The sequence below is a fragment of the Hydrogenispora ethanolica genome (genome assembly GCF_004340685.1).
Taxonomy (GTDB): Bacteria; Bacillota; UBA4882; order UBA8346; family UBA8346; genus Hydrogenispora; species Hydrogenispora ethanolica.
Window position 1 is genome coordinate 81,975 of record NZ_SLUN01000018.1, and the last position, 16,557, is coordinate 98,531.

15 protein-coding genes are annotated in these 16,557 nt (G+C 54.0%); all 15 read right to left on the reverse strand.

Annotated elements, in window-relative coordinates; all coding sequences use genetic code 11:
• Window positions 1–27: 27 nt before the first annotated feature.
• Window positions 28–1,239: an argininosuccinate synthase gene (locus tag EDC14_RS14895; protein WP_132015105.1), complete on the reverse strand. Its 1,212-nt coding sequence runs from the start codon at window positions 1,237–1,239 to the stop codon at window positions 28–30.
• Between the two features lie 72 nt (window positions 1,240–1,311).
• Complete coding sequence (locus EDC14_RS14900) at window positions 1,312–2,499, reverse strand: aspartate aminotransferase family protein (RefSeq protein ID WP_132015106.1); 1,188 nt, start codon at window positions 2,497–2,499, stop codon at window positions 1,312–1,314.
• Window positions 2,500–2,645: 146 nt separating this feature from the next.
• Window positions 2,646–3,530 carry an acetylglutamate kinase gene (argB, locus tag EDC14_RS14905; protein ID WP_132015107.1) on the reverse strand — a complete coding sequence of 295 codons (885 nt, stop codon included), beginning with the start codon at window positions 3,528–3,530 and terminating at the stop codon, window positions 2,646–2,648.
• A 101-nt stretch (window positions 3,531–3,631) separates the two neighbouring features.
• Window positions 3,632–4,831, reverse strand: a complete 1,200-nt coding sequence (gene argJ / locus EDC14_RS14910; protein ID WP_132015108.1) for a bifunctional glutamate N-acetyltransferase/amino-acid acetyltransferase ArgJ — start codon at window positions 4,829–4,831, stop codon at window positions 3,632–3,634.
• A 13-nt stretch (window positions 4,832–4,844) separates the two neighbouring features.
• Window positions 4,845–5,885 carry an N-acetyl-gamma-glutamyl-phosphate reductase gene (argC, locus tag EDC14_RS14915; RefSeq protein ID WP_132015109.1) on the reverse strand — a complete coding sequence of 347 codons (1,041 nt, stop codon included), beginning with the start codon at window positions 5,883–5,885 and terminating at the stop codon, window positions 4,845–4,847.
• Window positions 5,886–6,184: 299 nt separating this feature from the next.
• Complete coding sequence (locus EDC14_RS14920; RefSeq protein WP_132015110.1) at window positions 6,185–7,378, reverse strand: electron transfer flavoprotein subunit alpha; 1,194 nt, start codon at window positions 7,376–7,378, stop codon at window positions 6,185–6,187.
• A gap of 47 nt (window positions 7,379–7,425) precedes the next feature.
• A complete protein-coding gene (locus EDC14_RS14925) occupies window positions 7,426–8,211 on the reverse strand; it encodes an electron transfer flavoprotein subunit beta/FixA family protein (protein WP_132015111.1) in 786 nt (261 codons plus the stop codon).
• 78 nt (window positions 8,212–8,289) lie between these two features.
• Window positions 8,290–9,447 carry an acyl-CoA dehydrogenase gene (locus EDC14_RS14930; RefSeq protein ID WP_132015112.1) on the reverse strand — a complete coding sequence of 386 codons (1,158 nt, stop codon included), beginning with the start codon at window positions 9,445–9,447 and terminating at the stop codon, window positions 8,290–8,292.
• 175 nt (window positions 9,448–9,622) lie between these two features.
• Window positions 9,623–10,531 carry a lysophospholipid acyltransferase family protein gene (locus tag EDC14_RS14935; protein WP_132015113.1) on the reverse strand — a complete coding sequence of 303 codons (909 nt, stop codon included), beginning with the start codon at window positions 10,529–10,531 and terminating at the stop codon, window positions 9,623–9,625.
• 11 nt (window positions 10,532–10,542) lie between these two features.
• Window positions 10,543–11,559 carry a KpsF/GutQ family sugar-phosphate isomerase gene (locus EDC14_RS14940; protein WP_243662943.1) on the reverse strand — a complete coding sequence of 339 codons (1,017 nt, stop codon included), beginning with the start codon at window positions 11,557–11,559 and terminating at the stop codon, window positions 10,543–10,545.
• Window positions 11,556–12,368: a 3-deoxy-8-phosphooctulonate synthase gene (gene kdsA / locus EDC14_RS14945; protein WP_132015114.1), complete on the reverse strand. Its 813-nt coding sequence runs from the start codon at window positions 12,366–12,368 to the stop codon at window positions 11,556–11,558. Before kdsA ends, EDC14_RS14940 begins: the two co-directional genes overlap by 4 nt.
• 16 nt (window positions 12,369–12,384) lie before the next feature.
• Window positions 12,385–13,116, reverse strand: a complete 732-nt coding sequence (gene kdsB, locus EDC14_RS14950) for a 3-deoxy-manno-octulosonate cytidylyltransferase (RefSeq protein ID WP_132015115.1) — start codon at window positions 13,114–13,116, stop codon at window positions 12,385–12,387.
• A 14-nt stretch (window positions 13,117–13,130) separates the two neighbouring features.
• On the reverse strand, window positions 13,131–14,255 hold the full coding sequence (gene lpxK, locus EDC14_RS14955) for a tetraacyldisaccharide 4'-kinase (protein WP_132015116.1): 1,125 nt from the start codon (window positions 14,253–14,255) through the stop codon (window positions 13,131–13,133).
• The gene (locus EDC14_RS14960; RefSeq protein ID WP_132015117.1) at window positions 14,252–15,547 is read right to left on the reverse strand and encodes a 3-deoxy-D-manno-octulosonic acid transferase; all 1,296 of its coding nucleotides are present in this window, start codon (window positions 15,545–15,547) and stop codon (window positions 14,252–14,254) included. Before EDC14_RS14960 ends, lpxK begins: the two co-directional genes overlap by 4 nt.
• The gene (locus tag EDC14_RS14965) at window positions 15,529–16,215 is read right to left on the reverse strand and encodes a lysophospholipid acyltransferase family protein (RefSeq protein ID WP_132015118.1); all 687 of its coding nucleotides are present in this window, start codon (window positions 16,213–16,215) and stop codon (window positions 15,529–15,531) included. The genes EDC14_RS14960 and EDC14_RS14965 overlap by 19 nt, the downstream gene beginning before the upstream one ends.
• Window positions 16,216–16,557: the final 342 nt, after the last annotated feature.

Here is a 16,557-nt window from a genome sequence, read left to right on the forward strand (position 1 = left end):
TTCGCAATTTTAGCCAGTGATAGCTTCTTATTTTTTCAGGCTCTGGTCCAGCGACGCCTGGACCTTGAGGGGCAACCCGAACAGGTTGATGAAACCCTCGGCGTCTTTCTGATTGTAGACCTGGTCCGCGCCAAAGGTCGCCAGTTTCTCCTGGTAAAGCGAGTACGGCGATTTCCGGCCGACAGTCTGAACCGAACCTTTGAACAATTTTACCTTGATGCTGCCGCTCACCCGCTCCTGAGTTTGATCGATAAAGGCGTCGAGCGCCTGGCGGAGCGGGGTGAACCATTGGCCGAAGTAAACCAGCTCGGCATAGCGCCCGGCGACCATCTGTTTGTAATGCAGGGTATCCCGATCCAGGGTGATGGTCTCCAGGGCGTGATGCGCCTCATACAGCACCGTGCCGGCGGGTGTCTCGTAGACGCCGCGCGATTTCATGCCCACCAACCGGTTCTCGACGATATCGACCCGGCCCACGCCGTGCCGGCCGGCGATCTCATTCAGCTTGAAGATCAGCGCGACCGGGTCGTAACCCTGGCCGTTGATCGCCACCGGGACGCCCTTCTCGAAGTCGATGGTCAGGATCTCCGGTTGATCCGGAGCCTGTTCCGGAGAGGCGGTGAGGATGAACATATCCTCGTTATACTCGTTCCAGGGATCTTCCAAAATGCCCCCCTCGTAGCTGATGTGCCAGAGGTTGCGGTCCATCGAATAAGGTTTGGCCTTGGAGACCGGAACGGGAATCCCTCGCGCCTCGGCATAATCAATCTCCTCGTCGCGCGATTTGATATCCCATTCCCGCCAGGGGGCGATGATCTTCAGGTCCGGCTTCAAAGCCTTGAAGGTCAACTCGAAGCGGACCTGATCGTTGCCTTTACCGGTGGCGCCGTGAGCGACCGCATCGGCTCCCTCTTTGATGGCGATCTCCACCTGCCGTTTGGCGATGACCGGCCGGGCAATGGAAGTCCCCAGCAAGTAACGGTTCTCATAGATCGCTCCGGACTTGATCATCGGGAAGACAAAATCCCGCACCAGTTCTTCCTTGAGATCTTCAATATAAATCTTGCTGGCCCCGGTCTTGATGGCCTTTTCATTTAACGGTTCCAACTCTTCCTCTTGGCCGACATCCGCCGCGTACGCGATCACTTCGCAACCATAATTCTCTTTCAGCCAGGGGATGATGATTGAGGTATCCAAACCGCCCGAATACGCCAGAACCACCTTGTTTAATTTTTCCATCATGACTCCTCCGTTCGTTTTAACGATAAAAGCAAACCTTGGTTCAGAAATTGATTTTAGCACCGTTTATATTCAGGAAAACTCCCGCAATACCTGCTTCATGATGGCCAAAGCTTCATCCAGTTCAGCCGGAGGGATATTCAAGGCCGGCAAGATGCGGATGGCGGTATCGGTGACTGCGTTGACCACCAACCCCCGCTCCAGACATTTCAGCATCACCGGTTTACTGGGGATATTCAGATCGAGAGCCAGCATCATGCCGATGCCCCGCGAACCTTTGATCACCGGAAGCTCTTTCCGCCATTCTTCCCAGGTATCTTGGATATGGCGGCCCTTGCGGATGACTTCGGCCATGAGGCCGGGCTCCTGCAGCAGATCGAGTACGGCCAGGCCGGCGGCGAAGGCCATGGCGCCTCCACCTATTGTCGTGCTGTGATCACCCGGCTCGAAAAGATTGGCCCGTTCGTCCACGAGCAATGCTCCGCAGGGGATTCCGCCGCCCAAAGTTTTGGCGACGGTGATCACATCCGGACGGAAGTGGAAATGTTCGTAGGCAAAATACTTGCCGGTCCGGCCGAAGCCGGTCTGAACCTCATCCACCATCACCAGCACCCGCCGCTCACGGCAGAATGCGACCAACCCGGCGATGAACTCGGGATCGGCCGGGACCACGCCGCCTTCACCCTGCACCAATTCGATGAGAATGGCGCAACTCTGGTCGCCGATCGCCGTCTTCCAGGCGTCGAGGTCATTCATGGGAGCGTAGACAAAGCCCCGCACCACCGGTTGAAAACTGGCCTGATACTTCGGCTGCCCCGTCGCGGACAACGCGCCGAAGGTCCGGCCGTGAAACGAATCCCGGGCGGTGACGATCTGATACTTGCCGTCCAAATGGACCTTGCCATACTTGCGGGCCAGCTTCAGCGCGGCTTCGTTGGCCTCGGCGCCGCTATTGGAGAAGAAGACCTGCTGAAAACCTGTTAATTTGGTCAAAGCCGCCGCCAGCTTAACCTGTTCCTCCAGATAAAAGTAGTTGGAGACATGGATAATCTTCCCGGCCTGGCGCACCAATGCTTCCGTGATGGCCGGATGGGAATGGCCGAAATTATGGACCGAGATCCCGGTCAAAAGATCGAGATACTCCTTGCCATCCGCATCCCATAGGCGCGACCCCTCGCCCCGGGTGAAGACCACCGGCAACCGGCCGACGTTTTTCATCACCGCCGGCTGCCCCAGCTCGAGCAAGCTGGAATTCGACATCACAATACACCTGCCTTTTAAAAGAGCTGTGATCAGTCCGGCTACAAAAGCCGGAAGGGTCACAGCGATTGCTTCATGCAAGTGATAAAGTCGATTCAATCTTTTTGCAAGACAACTTCCGGTTCGAAAGACTTTATCACATGGCTTTACTGAACGACCATGGTTCCGATTCCCTGGTCGGTCAAGATCTCCAATAACATGGAGTGCATCAGGCGGCCGTCGATAATATGAGTCCGGTTCACGCCATGGTTTAGCGCGGTGATACAAGCCTGAACCTTCGGGATCATGCCGCCTTCGATCTGACCCCGGTTAATCATTTCATAAGCATGTTCAACTTGCAAAGCGGAGATAAGCGAGGATTTATCCTCATAATTTTCGAAGATCCCTTCCACATCAGTCAGCATGATCAATTTTTCCGCCCGCAGCGCGGCGGCCAGTTCCCCGGCGGCCGTGTCGGCGTTGATGTTATAGCTGACCCCATCCTCACCGACGCCAATCGACGAGATGACCGGGATATAGTTATTGGCAATCAACTGGTCAATGATGGTGGTATCGATCCCGGTCACTTCCCCCACGAAGCCGACATCGGGGATTTCTCCTTGAAAATCTGCGGGCATAGTGGGCTGGGTCTTTTTCGCCCTGATTAAATTGGCATCCTGTCCGGAGAGACCGACCGCTTTCCCGCCGATCAGGTTCAACTTGGCGACGATCTCCTTATTCAGTTTGCCGACCAACACCATCTGCACGATCTCCATGGTCTCGGCGTCGGTAACCCGCAGGCCCTGAACAAACTGGGCTTTCTTCCCCACCCGGTTCAACATCTGGGTGATCTCCGGCCCGCCGCCGTGGATCACGACCGGATTGACCCCGAGAAACTTCATCAACACAATATCCTGCATGACGCCTTGTTTTAAGGATTCGTTGATCATGGCGTTACCGCCATATTTGATGACAAACGTCTTACCGTAAAAAGTCCGGATATAGGGGATCGCTTCCACCAGCACCCCGGCTTTGGCAATAATCTGGTCCATTCCGGCCACCTCCTTCTCTAAAATACAAACGTTCAAATCAACACTGCGTCGCAATCCACCGGGGCGTTCAAAAACGGATTGTGACATACATCGTCACTGTTTCAAGTCCGGTAACTGCCGTTGATTTTGACATAATCATAACTGAGGTCACAGGTCCAGACGCTGGCCTCAGCCGATCCGGCGCCGAGGTTGACCGTGATTAACAGTTCGGACTGTTCAAGGACGCGTTTGGCCCGCGCTTCATCGAACACCAAACCGCAGCCATTCTCGCAGACCAGCAAGTCGCCGAGATAAATCCGGACCCGGCCGGGCTCAAAGGTCACTCCCGAATAACCGGCGGCCGCCAGGATCCGGCCCCAGTTGGCATCCTCACCGAAGAGCGCCGTCTTGACCAGGTTGGAGGTGGCGATGGATTTGGCGATGGTCACCGCTTCAGATTCGGTAGCGGCCCCGGTTACTTTGATTTCTACCAGCTTGGTAGCACCTTCGCCGTCCCGGGCCATTTGGCGCGCCAAATCCTGGCAGACCGTGATCAGACCTTCCAGGAACAACTGATATTCCGGCCCGTCGGTCTCCAGTGACGCATTACCGGCCTTGCCGTTAGCGAGGATTAACAGGCAGTCGTTGGTGCTGGTATCGCCATCCACCGTCACCCGGTTGAAAGAAAGATCGCCGGCCCGCCGCAACGCCCGTTTAAGCATCGCCGCATCGATGGCGATATCCGTAGTAACCACGCCGAGCATCGTCGCCATATTCGGATGGATCATCCCCGAACCTTTGGCCATGCCGCCGATATGGACCGTCCGGCCATCCAGTTCGAACTCCACCGCGGCCTCCTTGGGAAAGGTGTCCGTGGTCATAATCGCCTGGGCTGCAGCTCTGCCCCCTTCAGCGCTGATGAATTCCGGTCGCCCGGCCAAGGTCTGTTGAATCTTTGTCATCGGCAAGGAAACGCCGATCACTCCGGTGGAAGCCACCAGCACCGCATCGGATGGGATTCCTAAGAAGTCCGCGGCCGCCCTAGCCATTGCTTCGGCAGTCGCCGTGCCATCCGGAACACAGGCGTTGGCATTGCCGCTATTCAGGATCACTGCTTGAGCGGTATCGTTTCGCAACTGCTGTTTCGAAAAGACGACCGGAGCCGCCTGCACCACATTGGTAGTGAAAATGCCGGCCGCCACCGCCGGAGCCTCGGAATAAACCAACGCCAGATCCGGTTGACCATTCTTCTTAATTCCACAGGCGATCCCGCCCGCCTGAAACCCAGCCGCTACAGTCACGCCGCCAGAAATCTTTTGCATGATGCCACCTCCATTACGGGTACACCGGCCATTGCACCAGACTCATGGTCTCCGGGAGATCACACATGATGTTCATATTCTGGATGGCCTGGCCGGAAGCGCCCTTGATCATATTGTCAATCACTGAGACTACGATTAGTTGCCGGGTCCGCGGGTCTACCCGTACCGCAATATGGCAACAGTTTGTGCCGGTTACATTTTTCAACTCCGGCAACTGGGGTTCACGGACAATTTTGATGAACGGCTCGCCCTGGTACGCTTCGGCGAGCATCGATTCGACCTCGGCAGTGTTCATTGTTTTGGTGAGACTCAGGTGAAGCGTACTCAGAATCCCCCGCGCTACCGGAAGTAGATGCGGGGTGAACGATACCGCGACCTCTTTTCCGGCCAACCGGGAAAGCTCCTGCTCGATTTCAGGGGTATGCCGATGAGTGGCGACACCATAGGCTTTAAAGTTGCCAAACAACTCCGGGAAGTGATAAGCCACTTCCGCTTTGCGGCCGGCGCCGGAGACGCCCGATTTGGCATCAATGATAATCCGGTCGGGATCGACCACGCCTGCTTTCAGCAACGGGCACAGGGGTAAAATGACACTCGTCGGATAGCAACCGGGATTTCCGACCACTTGGGCTTCACGGATCTCTTTGCGGTAAAGTTCCGGTAGGCCATAGGCCGCCAGCTTCGTCATTTCTCTCGCGCAATGCTCTTTTTTGTACCATGCCTCATAAATCCGGTAATCACGGAACCGGAAATCGGCCCCCAGATCGATTACTTTTTGTCCCTTCTCCAGCAACGCGGGAGCCAAAGCCATGGCCACGCCATGCGGAACGGCCAGAAAGACCAGATCGCAGCCATCCACCGCATCCGCCGAGTCGGACCCGTTGAAAACCGGTCCATTCCACCCCGTGAAGCTGGCAAAGACCTCTTCCAGTTTCTTCCCTTCATGCGTCCGGGAGGTAATGGCGGCGACTTCCACCTTCGGATGCTGCGCCAGAATCCGAAGCAACTCACCTCCGGTATAACCGGACGCTCCGATAATTCCTACTTTAATCATTTCGCTCGACCTCTTCTGGTTCAAATTACCAGGCTTTATTTAATAATTATACATAGGATGCGAATAACACGCAAGCCAATATCCAATAATATTTCTTAAATATTGGTGAACCAGATTTAATGGTAATGTATAATTATACTTAAAGTCTGATTTTTAATCCCCGATAAGAATATATTTTGAAATTGTCGCAGTGATTATGTGGAATCTACGATAGATATTGCCAAAGGAGGTAATGAAACGACATCCTCCTTCCCACATGGAAAGGAGGATGTCGTTTCATTTGGATGAATGGCAGCTTGTTATTTCCCCAATGCCTTTTTGAACTCTTTATTCAATAAAGGCAGGATCTCCAGAACATCCCCGACAATCCCGAAAGTCGCGATCTTAAAGATGGGGGCATCCGGGTTTTTATTAATGGCAATAATGATATCCGATGATTGCATGCCGGCCATATGCTGAATGGCGCCATGAATACCACATGCAAAATAGACCTTGGGACCTACGGTCTTGCCGGTCTGGCCGACCTGATGCGAATAAGGAACCCATCCCGCATCCACTGCCGCCCGCGAAGCACCCACCGCCGCACCCAGCGTTTCCGCCAGTTCCTCCACAAGTGCAAAATTTTTGGGATCGCATAATCCCCGGCCGCCGGAGACGATGATATTGGCCTCTTCCAGGTTGACCGCAGGCCCAACCTCATTGACGACTTCCAGGATTTTCGCCCGAACATCCCAAACATTGTGAGAGAGATCAACGGACACGACCTCGCCGGTTCTTGCCGAGGCGGCCGGCAGCGGTTTGAAGACCTTCGGCCGGACGGTCGCCATCTGCGGCCGATGATTCGGACAGAGAATCGTAGCCATCAGATTGCCGCCAAAAGCCGGCCGGGTCTGTAACAGATTCTTTTCGGCAACATCCACTTCCAAACCAGTACAATCCGCGGTCAAACCAGTACCCAACCGGGCTGCCACTTTCGGAGCTAACGAACGGCCGGTCGCTGTCGCTCCCATCAAAATAATATTCGGTCGCTCTTGACGGGCAAGATCGACGATTACCTGCGCATAGGGATCTTCGAGAAAACTCTCTAGTTCCGGCGCTTCAGCCAGCAGAACTTTATCGGCACCCTGGGCGATCAGTTGTTGCGCTATCCCGGCGACCTCTTTGCCGAGCAGCAAAGCAACCAGCGGTTCGCCAAGCTGATCCGCAAGTTTCCGCCCTTCGCCCAAGAGCTCAAAGGCCACATTCGCCAACTTGCCCTGGCGTTGTTCCGCAAAAACCCACACCCCGCGGTAGAGCGTCTTATCAATCGTGATCTCCTGCTCGCGCTGGATTTCGATGGCTTGAAACTTGCAAGCCGAGACGCATGAACCGCAAAAATTACAGCCATCTTTGATGACCGCTTTTTTGTCAACGAGCTCAATGATGCCAAAAGGGCAGCTGGATATGCAGATTTTACAGCCCAAACATTTATCGACATGAACTTTGATACCCATGATAATCCTCCTATCCGATTTCGTAAAAAAGGAGCGACTGCGGCGGATCAGACTATCTTCCTGCCGACGATGGCATCAACCAAAGCTTGAACCTGCTCCTCGGGAGTACCTTCAAAGACTTGCCCCTGGCATTTGAGCTCGGGAATGAAAATCCGTTTTACCCACGTAGGCGAGCCTTTCAACCCAATCTTGGCTGGATCGGCATCGATCATTGCCGCAGTCCAAGTGGTAATCACTGCTTTCTTGGCGCGCATCATCCCTTTGAGGGACGGCAGCCGGGGTTCATTGATCTCCTTTACCACGGTGATCAATGCTGGCAAAGGGATCTGAACCCGCTCATAACCTTCTTCATTCATCCGCTCGGCGATCAAATGGTCAGCCGCGATCTCATTCACTTTTTTGACATAGGTTAGATGGGGGATGCCCAAATTTTCAGCGATTTCCGGACCGACTTGGGCGGTGTCGCCATCAATGGCTTGCTTGCCGCATAGAATCAATCCGACCTCTCCGATCTTGGCAATCCCTTTGGCTAAGGCATGAGCCGTGGCGAGCGTGTCCGAACCGGCAAAAGCCCGATCCGACAACAGAATTGCATCATCGGCTCCCATGCCGATTAACTCCCGTAATGATTCGGCGGCTTGTGGGGGACCCATCGATAATACGGTGACCGTCCCGCCTAGTTTCTCTTTGATTCGGATGGCTTCTTCCACAGCGTACATATCAAACGGATTGATAATGCTGGCGACTCCCTCCCGAACCAAAGTATTCGTTTCGGGATTAATCTTGACTTCGGTGGTTTCCGGAACCTGTTTGACACAAACGACAATCTTCACCAATATCTCCTCCTTATGACGGCAGGAAAAATAAATCCCCGACCTAAAAAAGCGCCCCCGCGGGCGCTTGATAAAGGCTTATTTTGAAGCGTATTCCTTAATCAGTTCCAGGGCGATGATGTTGCGCTGAATCTGGTTGGTCCCTTCGTAAATCTGGGTAATTTTAGCGTCGCGCATCATTTTTTCAACCGGATACTCTTTCATATAACCATACCCGCCTAAAACCTGAACGGCATCGACCGTAACCTTCATGGCGACGTCAGAGGCGAATAGTTTGGCCATGGCCGATTCCTTGGAGAAGTTCTTGGCGCCGGCATCAATCATCCGCGCAGTGGCATAAACCAGTGCCCGGGCCGCTTCCAACTGAGTGGCCATGTCCGCCAGCATATGTTGGATTGCTTGAAAGGACGAGATGGGTTGTCCGAATTGAACCCGTTGTTTGGCGTATTTGACCGCTGCGTCCAACGCTCCCTGGGCAATACCGATGGCTTGGGCGCCGATCCCGGGCCGGGTCCGGTCAAACGTACGCATGGTGGCAATGAAGCCAATGCCTTCTTTCCCTCCGAGCAAATTCTCTTTGGGGATTCGGCAATTGTCGAAGATCAGTTCGCGAGTAGCCGAAGCGCGGATACCCATCTTATTCTCTTTTTTCCCGAACGAGAAACCGGGAGTCCCTTTTTCGACGATAAAGGCGCTGATGCCGCGAGGCCCTTTCTGTTTATTGGTCACCGCCATCACAGTATAGATTTCGGCTTCCCCGCCATTGGTGATCCACTGTTTCGTTCCATTTAAGACATATTCGTTGCCATCGAGCACTGCCGTGGTTTCCATGGCGGCCGGGTCGCTACCGGCATTCGCCTCCGTAGCGCCAAAGGCGGCTAACTTTTTCCCGGAGGCAATCAAAGGGAGGTATTTCTTTTTCTGCTCGTCTGTACCCAGGACCAGAATGGGCATGCAACCCAGTCCCGAGGCGGCATAGCTGACCGCCACACCGCTGCAAGCCCGCGAAAGCTCTTCCACCACCAGGCATTGCTCGAAAACTCCGCCACCCAGTCCGCCGTATTCTTCCGGCAGATAGACTCCGAACAAATCCGCTTCCGCAATAATCTTCATCAGATCCCAGGGAAACTCTCCGGTCTCATCCAATTCCAACGCCCGCGGCGCGATTTTCTCAACCGCGATTCGTCGCGCTAAATCTCGAATCATCTCTTGTTCTTCAGTCAGAAAGTAATCCAAACCGGTCACCTCTCCGTTATGTTTTGTAAAATTTACGATATTATTGAATAAAAATTGCAAATTAGTTTCAGTCTAACATACCCGTTGAAACCTTGTCAAGCCGCCGCGCTGGCGCGGTTTGCGGAGGTCATCCCTCCATAACCGACCCTCATTCCGGATACCTGGTAAATAATTACTATACTCGAATCCGGCTCTCCCAAAGTTTGTGCATCCATAACCATTGTTCCGGATAATGCGTCACGACTTCTTGTACCATCCCGATATAGTAAGCGGTGTTGGCGACCAGATCCTCGGCATAGTCTCCAGTCTTGGAGAGTTCAATCTCTTCCGATATGACCACGCGATAGCGGTTTCCTTCCTCCCGTACCAAGTAAGCGAAGATGACCGGCGCCCCGGTTTTGAGTGCAAATTCGGCCGCACCGGGCGGTAACGATGCAGTCCTGCCAAAAACTTGGACCCGAACCCCTCTTTGGCCGGCCTGCGATTGATCAATGAGGAACGGCACGATTTCATTATTGCGAAGTGCCAACACTATCTGGCGTAAAAACCTTTCTCGCGGAACCACTTTTATCCCTGCGGATTGGCGTTTCGCCTGGATAACCCGGTCCACCAAGGGATTAGTTTGCGTTTTTACCAGCGGAGTCAAGGGATACCCCAGGGCCGAGAGGGCCAAACCGAGCAATTCCCAGTTGCCAAGATGCGCCACGATCAAAATGGCTCCTTTTCTCTGTGCCAGCACTTGTCGGAGATTGGCTTCGCCGCTGATCGTCACCCGCTTTCGCAAGGCGTCAAAACCCCGGGAATAAAAGTAAAAGAATTCGCTACCCACCTGCCCGATATTTTCCCACACTTTACAGGCCAATTCGTTTACATTGATCCCGGTCAGAAACCCTTGACCCTGCGCTTCGCGAATATTCTCAATCGTCAATTGACGTCTGGAGGTGAGAACTTGGTATGCCATTTTTCCGAGCTGTTTACCCACCCAGCAACTCCAGGAGAACGGCATGATCCTGGTGAACCAAAGAAAAGCTTGTAAAGCGAAGAATTCCAGCCAATTCTTTAAATCCCTGTTCTTTTTCGGCATATTATTTTTCCTCACGGCTTCATTCCGGTTAATCCTTTAATGATGTCGTGCAAGTGGATAATTCCGATCGCCACACCCTCTGTATCGATGACTGGCAGGACCGTAATGTTTTTGGCCTCCATTACATGCATCGCCTCTGCGGCCAACTTCTCCGGTCCGATGGAACGCGGATTTCTGGTCATCACCCGTTCAACTGGCAGGGTCAATGGATTGTCATGATTCTTCAATATCCGGCGCAAATCGCCATCAGTAATGATCCCGGCCAATCTTCCCCGTTCCCCGACGATCACCGCCGCGCCGTGGTTACCGTGGGAAGTCATGACGATGACGGCGTCCTTCACGGTTTTATCGAGCGGAATGACCGGATTCATCTCGCCGGTATGCATCAGCTTATCCACTGTCAGCAAGAGTTTCCGGCCCAGTGAACCGCCAGGATGATACAGCGCGAAATCCTCCGGTGTAAAATTGCGGGTCTTCAGCAACACCACTGCCAATGCATCCCCCAATGCCAGGGTTGCCGTAGTGCTGGCGGTAGGAGCCAAACCGAGCGGGCAGGCCTCTTTTTCAACTTGCACCATGAGTACCAGATCGCTGTTTTGCGCAAGGGAAGAGTCCCGATTCCCTGTTATGCTGATGATGGGAGTCCCGATAATTTTTAAGGTCGGCAGGATCGCCAGCACCTCATCCACCTCTCCGCTACTGGAGATGGCAATAACGATATCGCTTGGCGTGACCATCCCCAAATCCCCGTGGACTGCTTCACCGGGATGCAGAAAAAATGATGGCGTCCCCGTGCTGGCAAGGGTCGCGGCAATTTTTCGTCCAATCAGCCCGGATTTCCCCATTCCGGTGACCACGATCCGTCCGCTGCAATTCAGGATCAATTCCACTGCTCGGGCAAAACTATCGTCCAATTCCTCGGCAATCGTCTTGACTGCTTCGGCCTCAATTCGTAATACTTCTTTGGCCTGTTCGAGGTATCCTGTTACGCAGCGGGATTCGGTAAGTTCTTTCATCTCTCGGATCATAGCTCATCCTTTACGATTGCATCAATTTTTAGGCAGGTTCGCAGCAAGGCTTCTAATTTCGATAACTCGACCATGTTGGGTCCATCGGATTTCGCACAGTCGGGATTGTCATGGACTTCCAGGAAGAGCCCGTCCACCCCGGTAGCGACCGCAGCGCGGCAAAGATACGGAACCATCCGGCGATCCCCGCCGGTGGCTTTGCCCAGCCCGCCCGGTTCCTGAACGCTATGGGTTCCATCAAAAACCACAGGGACACCCAACGAGCGCATCAACGGCAAGGCGCGCATGTCCACCACCAGCCGATTATAACCGAAGGAAACGCCCCGTTCAGTCAATATGACCTGCTGATTTCCGGTATAACGAACTTTTTCGATGGCATTCTTCATGTCCTGGGGAGCACTGAATTGTGCTTTCTTAATGTTAATAATCCGTCCCGTCTGAGCGGCCGCCACGATTAAATCGGTCTGGCGCGAGAGAAAAGCCGGGATCTGAATGATATCGAGGACTTCAGCCGCCTTCTCAACTTGGCTCACTTCATGAATGTCCGAGAGGATGGGCAGTCCCAGTTCAGTTTTGATCGTTTTTAATATCGCGAGGCCACGCTCCAGCCCCGGACCGCGAAACGAATCCACCGCCGTTCGATTGGCTTTGTCAAAAGAAGCCTTGAATACGAAGCGGATGCCAACCGCTGCGGCAATCTTCTGCAATTCCACAGCCATCCCCATGGCATGCTCTTCCGATTCGATCACGCAAGGACCGGCTATCAAAAAGAATTGTTTCGATAATAAGTTTTCCAGCGTTGCAAACACGAGGGTTCCTCCCGCATCAAATAATCTTTTGTTCCAGTATCGCCCGGACCCGCTCCAGATCGGCGGGAGTGTCGACCCCTACCGAATCTTGGGCCACTTCCACGACTTTAATTCGATATCCGTAGGATAAAACCCGCAATTGCTCCAACGATTCAGTCAATTCGATGGTAGTCTGCGGCAATTCGACGTATTTTAACAGGAACTCGCGGCGATAACCGTACAGCCCGACATGTTTCCAGTATTGAGCCATCTCGGCTTTACGGGGATAAGGAATCGGCGAACGTGAAAAATAAAGCGCATATCCCTCTTCATCTGTAACGACTTTAACCACCGAAGGTTCCTCAATCTGCGCCGGTTCGGTCAAACGAACCTTGGCGGTGGACATCGGCAGGGTCATGTCAGCGACCAGCGGCTGGATGATTGAATCAATGACTTCGCCGCGGATTAACGGTTCATCGCCCTGAATATTGATGATTAGATCCGCATCATGCCTGCGCGCAACCTCCGCCAGCCGGTCGGTTCCGGTTGGATGGTCCGCCGCGGTTAACTCCACCGTTCCCCCAAATTGCCGTACCGCATCGCAGATTCGCTGGTCATCGGTGGCGACCAGTACTTCATCGAGAAGCGAAGCGGTCTTCGCGCTCTCATACACCCATTGAATCATGGGCTTTCCCACAATATCCAATAACGGTTTGCCCGGCAACCGGGTTGATTGATATCGGGCCGGTATTACCCCTAAAACTTTCATGAGTCCCAACCTTTCTACTGAATTCGGGCGTCAATCTGCGATAAAATCTGCGGATTTCTCACACTAAACTCCAGAGTAAGCAATAGCAGTTCGATTTCGGCCCGTTGAAAAAGTTCCGTAAACCGTTCCAGCTTCACTCCATCCTTCGCCGTTACGACGATCTCGGTGATCGCCGTTTCCCGCAACTCCGCTATCAAAGACTCCATCTCTTCCGGAGTCCAGGAATGGTGATCGGGATAAACCTTGGTGAAGGCGAGCTCTGCTCCGAGTCCGGTCAAGGAGTCAAAGAACTGTTGCGGATTGCCGATGGCGGTGACCGCTCCGCAACGGCGGCCCTCTAAGAATGAAACCGCCGCTGCCGGGGATGGCTCATCCGACCATTCGCTCAGCTTCACAATCTCGGGCGGAAGCGGCTCCACCAAACCGACTTGCAATTCGGGATTTTCCCGGATTAACCGGTCGGTCAGACGTTCCAACTCCACCTGATCTACCCGCTCAAGGCGAGTCAGGAAAACTGCCTGAGCCCGGGATAATCCGCTTAGCGGTTCCCGTAAAATCCCCCTGGGGATCAGCCGTCCGTTGCCAAAAGGATTACTGGCGTCCATGACCACAATGTCGTAGTCCCGCTGCAGCTTCCAATATTGAAAACCGTCATCCAGCACAAAACAGTCGATCGTCGGATCGCACTGCAATGCGGCCTGTCCCATTCGCAAACGGTCCCTTCCCACCGACACGCGTGTTCCCGGCAGCAGCTTGGCCAATAAATAGGGTTCATCGCCGGTGAGGCCCGGCTGTAAATTGGAGAGCTCGTCACTGCAAAATACTAAGCCTTCCTTTTGGGCCACGCCCCCGTATCCCCGGGTCAAGATCGCCGGGTTTCGGCCGCCCGCCCGGAGCCAGCGCACCAGCCAAACCACGGTGGGAGTCTTTCCGGTGCCTCCGGCCACCAGATTGCCGACACTAATCACCGGTACCGGCAAACTGCGGGAACGCGTGAGCGCCCGGTTTAAGCCCAACAAAAGGCGGTATAGCCCTTCCAATCCGGTCAGCAGCAGCCGCACCGCTCCGGCCAGCGGACCTTGCTCCGTCCCCGAGACGACTCGATATAAATAATCCAGAATGGGTTGCTCCCGCCTCACGAACCGCTCCTCACCAGATCGGCCAGCAAGCGGACTGTCTTTTCGGCCGCCCCCTGGTTCGACAGTACCGCCTGGCGTCCCGCCAGCGCCCGGCGGCGATAGAGCGCCCGGTCGGCGGTAAGTTCCTTGATGGCCTGCACCAAACCGTCGGCATCATTCACCGTAAAACCGGCGTCAAACGCTTCCAATAGCTCCTTCATCTCCTGCTGGGCATGCATGTACGGGCCATAGATGACCGGCTTGGCCTGCACTGCCGCCTCCAGGATATTATGACCGCCGATATCGACCAGGCTTCCTCCGACGAAGATCACCTCGGCCAGGGCATACGCCAAACTTAACTCGCCGAAGGTATCCAGGAGCAAAATCTGGGGCGATTCATCGGATGATTGGGCAGTGCGCCGGGTAAACGAAAAACCGGAAGTCTTCAAAAGTCCGCTCACTGCTTCGGCCCGGTCCGGATGGCGCGGCGCCAGGATCAGATAGTACGGCCGCTCTTTGAGTAATTCCCGATAGGCCTGGAGGACTTGCTCCTCCTCGCCGGGGTGGGTGCTGGCAGCCGTAAAGATGGGTATTTCCGGCTTCCAGTGGTATTGCTCCAGGAAGGCGGCCAGCTTATCCGGATGGAAAGTCGGGTAATCCTGATCAAACTTGGCGTTTCCGGCGACCACGATCTTCTCGAGCGGCGCGCCCAAAGTGCCGATGCGATTGGCGTCTTCCGCCGATTGCATGGCGAGAAGATCGAGCTGTCCCAGAACAGTTTTTAAAAAAGGAGCCACTTTCAAATATCTTCCGTAGGACCGGTTGCTGATCCTGCCATTCACCATCGCGATCTTGGCCCCGGCTTTGCGGCAGTAACGGATGGCATTGGGCCAAATCTCCGTTTCCACCATAATGAACAACCGCGGTTTGATCCGTTTCACAAAACGTCGGCTAAAAAACGGAAAATCGAATGGGAAATAAGTAATCGGGAGCGTATCTCCCAATAACTTTTGGGCCATTGCCTGGCCTGTCGGCGTGGTGGTCGTAAAGACCACCTGGTACTCGGGCAATATTTTCCGGATCTGATTGACGATGCAGTTTGCCACCACGGTTTCGCCCACCGAGACGGCTTGCACCCAAATCACCGGCTGAGGGCCGAGCTTTCGCAGGAAATCCGGCGTCATGTTATGAAAATACGGCAAAACGGGCCTTTTTAAAATGATATTGCGAATAATGAAATAGGGCCAGAAAAAAATCCCCGCCAATATCAGCAAACCGTTATAAAGGAGATAACTTACGCTCTGCCTAGCCATTGCTGCAAAATCTCCTCTCCCCGCCGGTTCGCCTCATGAATGGCATCCCTGAGCCGTTGCTGTTCCAGCGCCAGCTGTTCCTCTGTCAGCTTCGCGGTTACAAAGATGGGTTCGCCGAAATAAGCCACGCACCGGGCAAATGGTTTCGGAATCACAAACTGATCCCAGCTTCGTTTCATCACCCATTTGCGATCGAAAACGAATGCCACCGGAATCAGCGGCGCGCCGGTTTTTTGGGCCAAATAAATGCCGCCCGGCTCGATATGGTAGAGCGGACCGCGCGGCCCATCGGGAGTCAACGCCACTCCCGCGCCTTCCCGCAACACCCGGAGCAATTCAATCAACCCGCGCACCGCGCCTTTTGAGGTGGAACCCCGGATTATCCGCCAACCGAAACGGCTCATGATGGAGCTGGAATAATCACCATCCCGGCTCAAACTGGACAAAATATAATAGCCGCAACCGCGAAAGAAACAGAAACCCAACATTTGCTGGCCGTGCCATGAATTGAGGATGAATCCTTGCTTGCCGTGAAACTGTTCCAACTGTTCGCGGCCGATCACCCGATACCGCAGGGTCCTCCCGAGCAACGCGACCAGCCAGAAGCCAACGCTGACAATCGCTTGGGTTGTAAACTTTTTTTTCAGTTGTCTGGTAAACCGCCCCATTAAGCCGTCCTTTACTGGAAATGCACAGCGTACGCTAAAAAAATAAAACCCTTCCGCAGAGCTGTACCAAAACCGCCATCATTCAATATCGGATTTCCTTTCAATTCCATCGGCGGCCATTCTTATTCTACCATATTCATTTCACAATGTTAAGAACCGAGTTGCTTTGAGCTAAGTTGGAACTGACCCGGAGGCAGCGCTGCGGTCCCGCCGCGCCGCTCACCGGATACTGCTATTATTGTCAGCAAAAACAACATTTTCATGAATCAAAATTTGTCCCGCTGCTGTTTTTTCGGGCAAAGGACTTGTCCCTGGCGTACCCGCCGGATAGCGGCGGCCCGA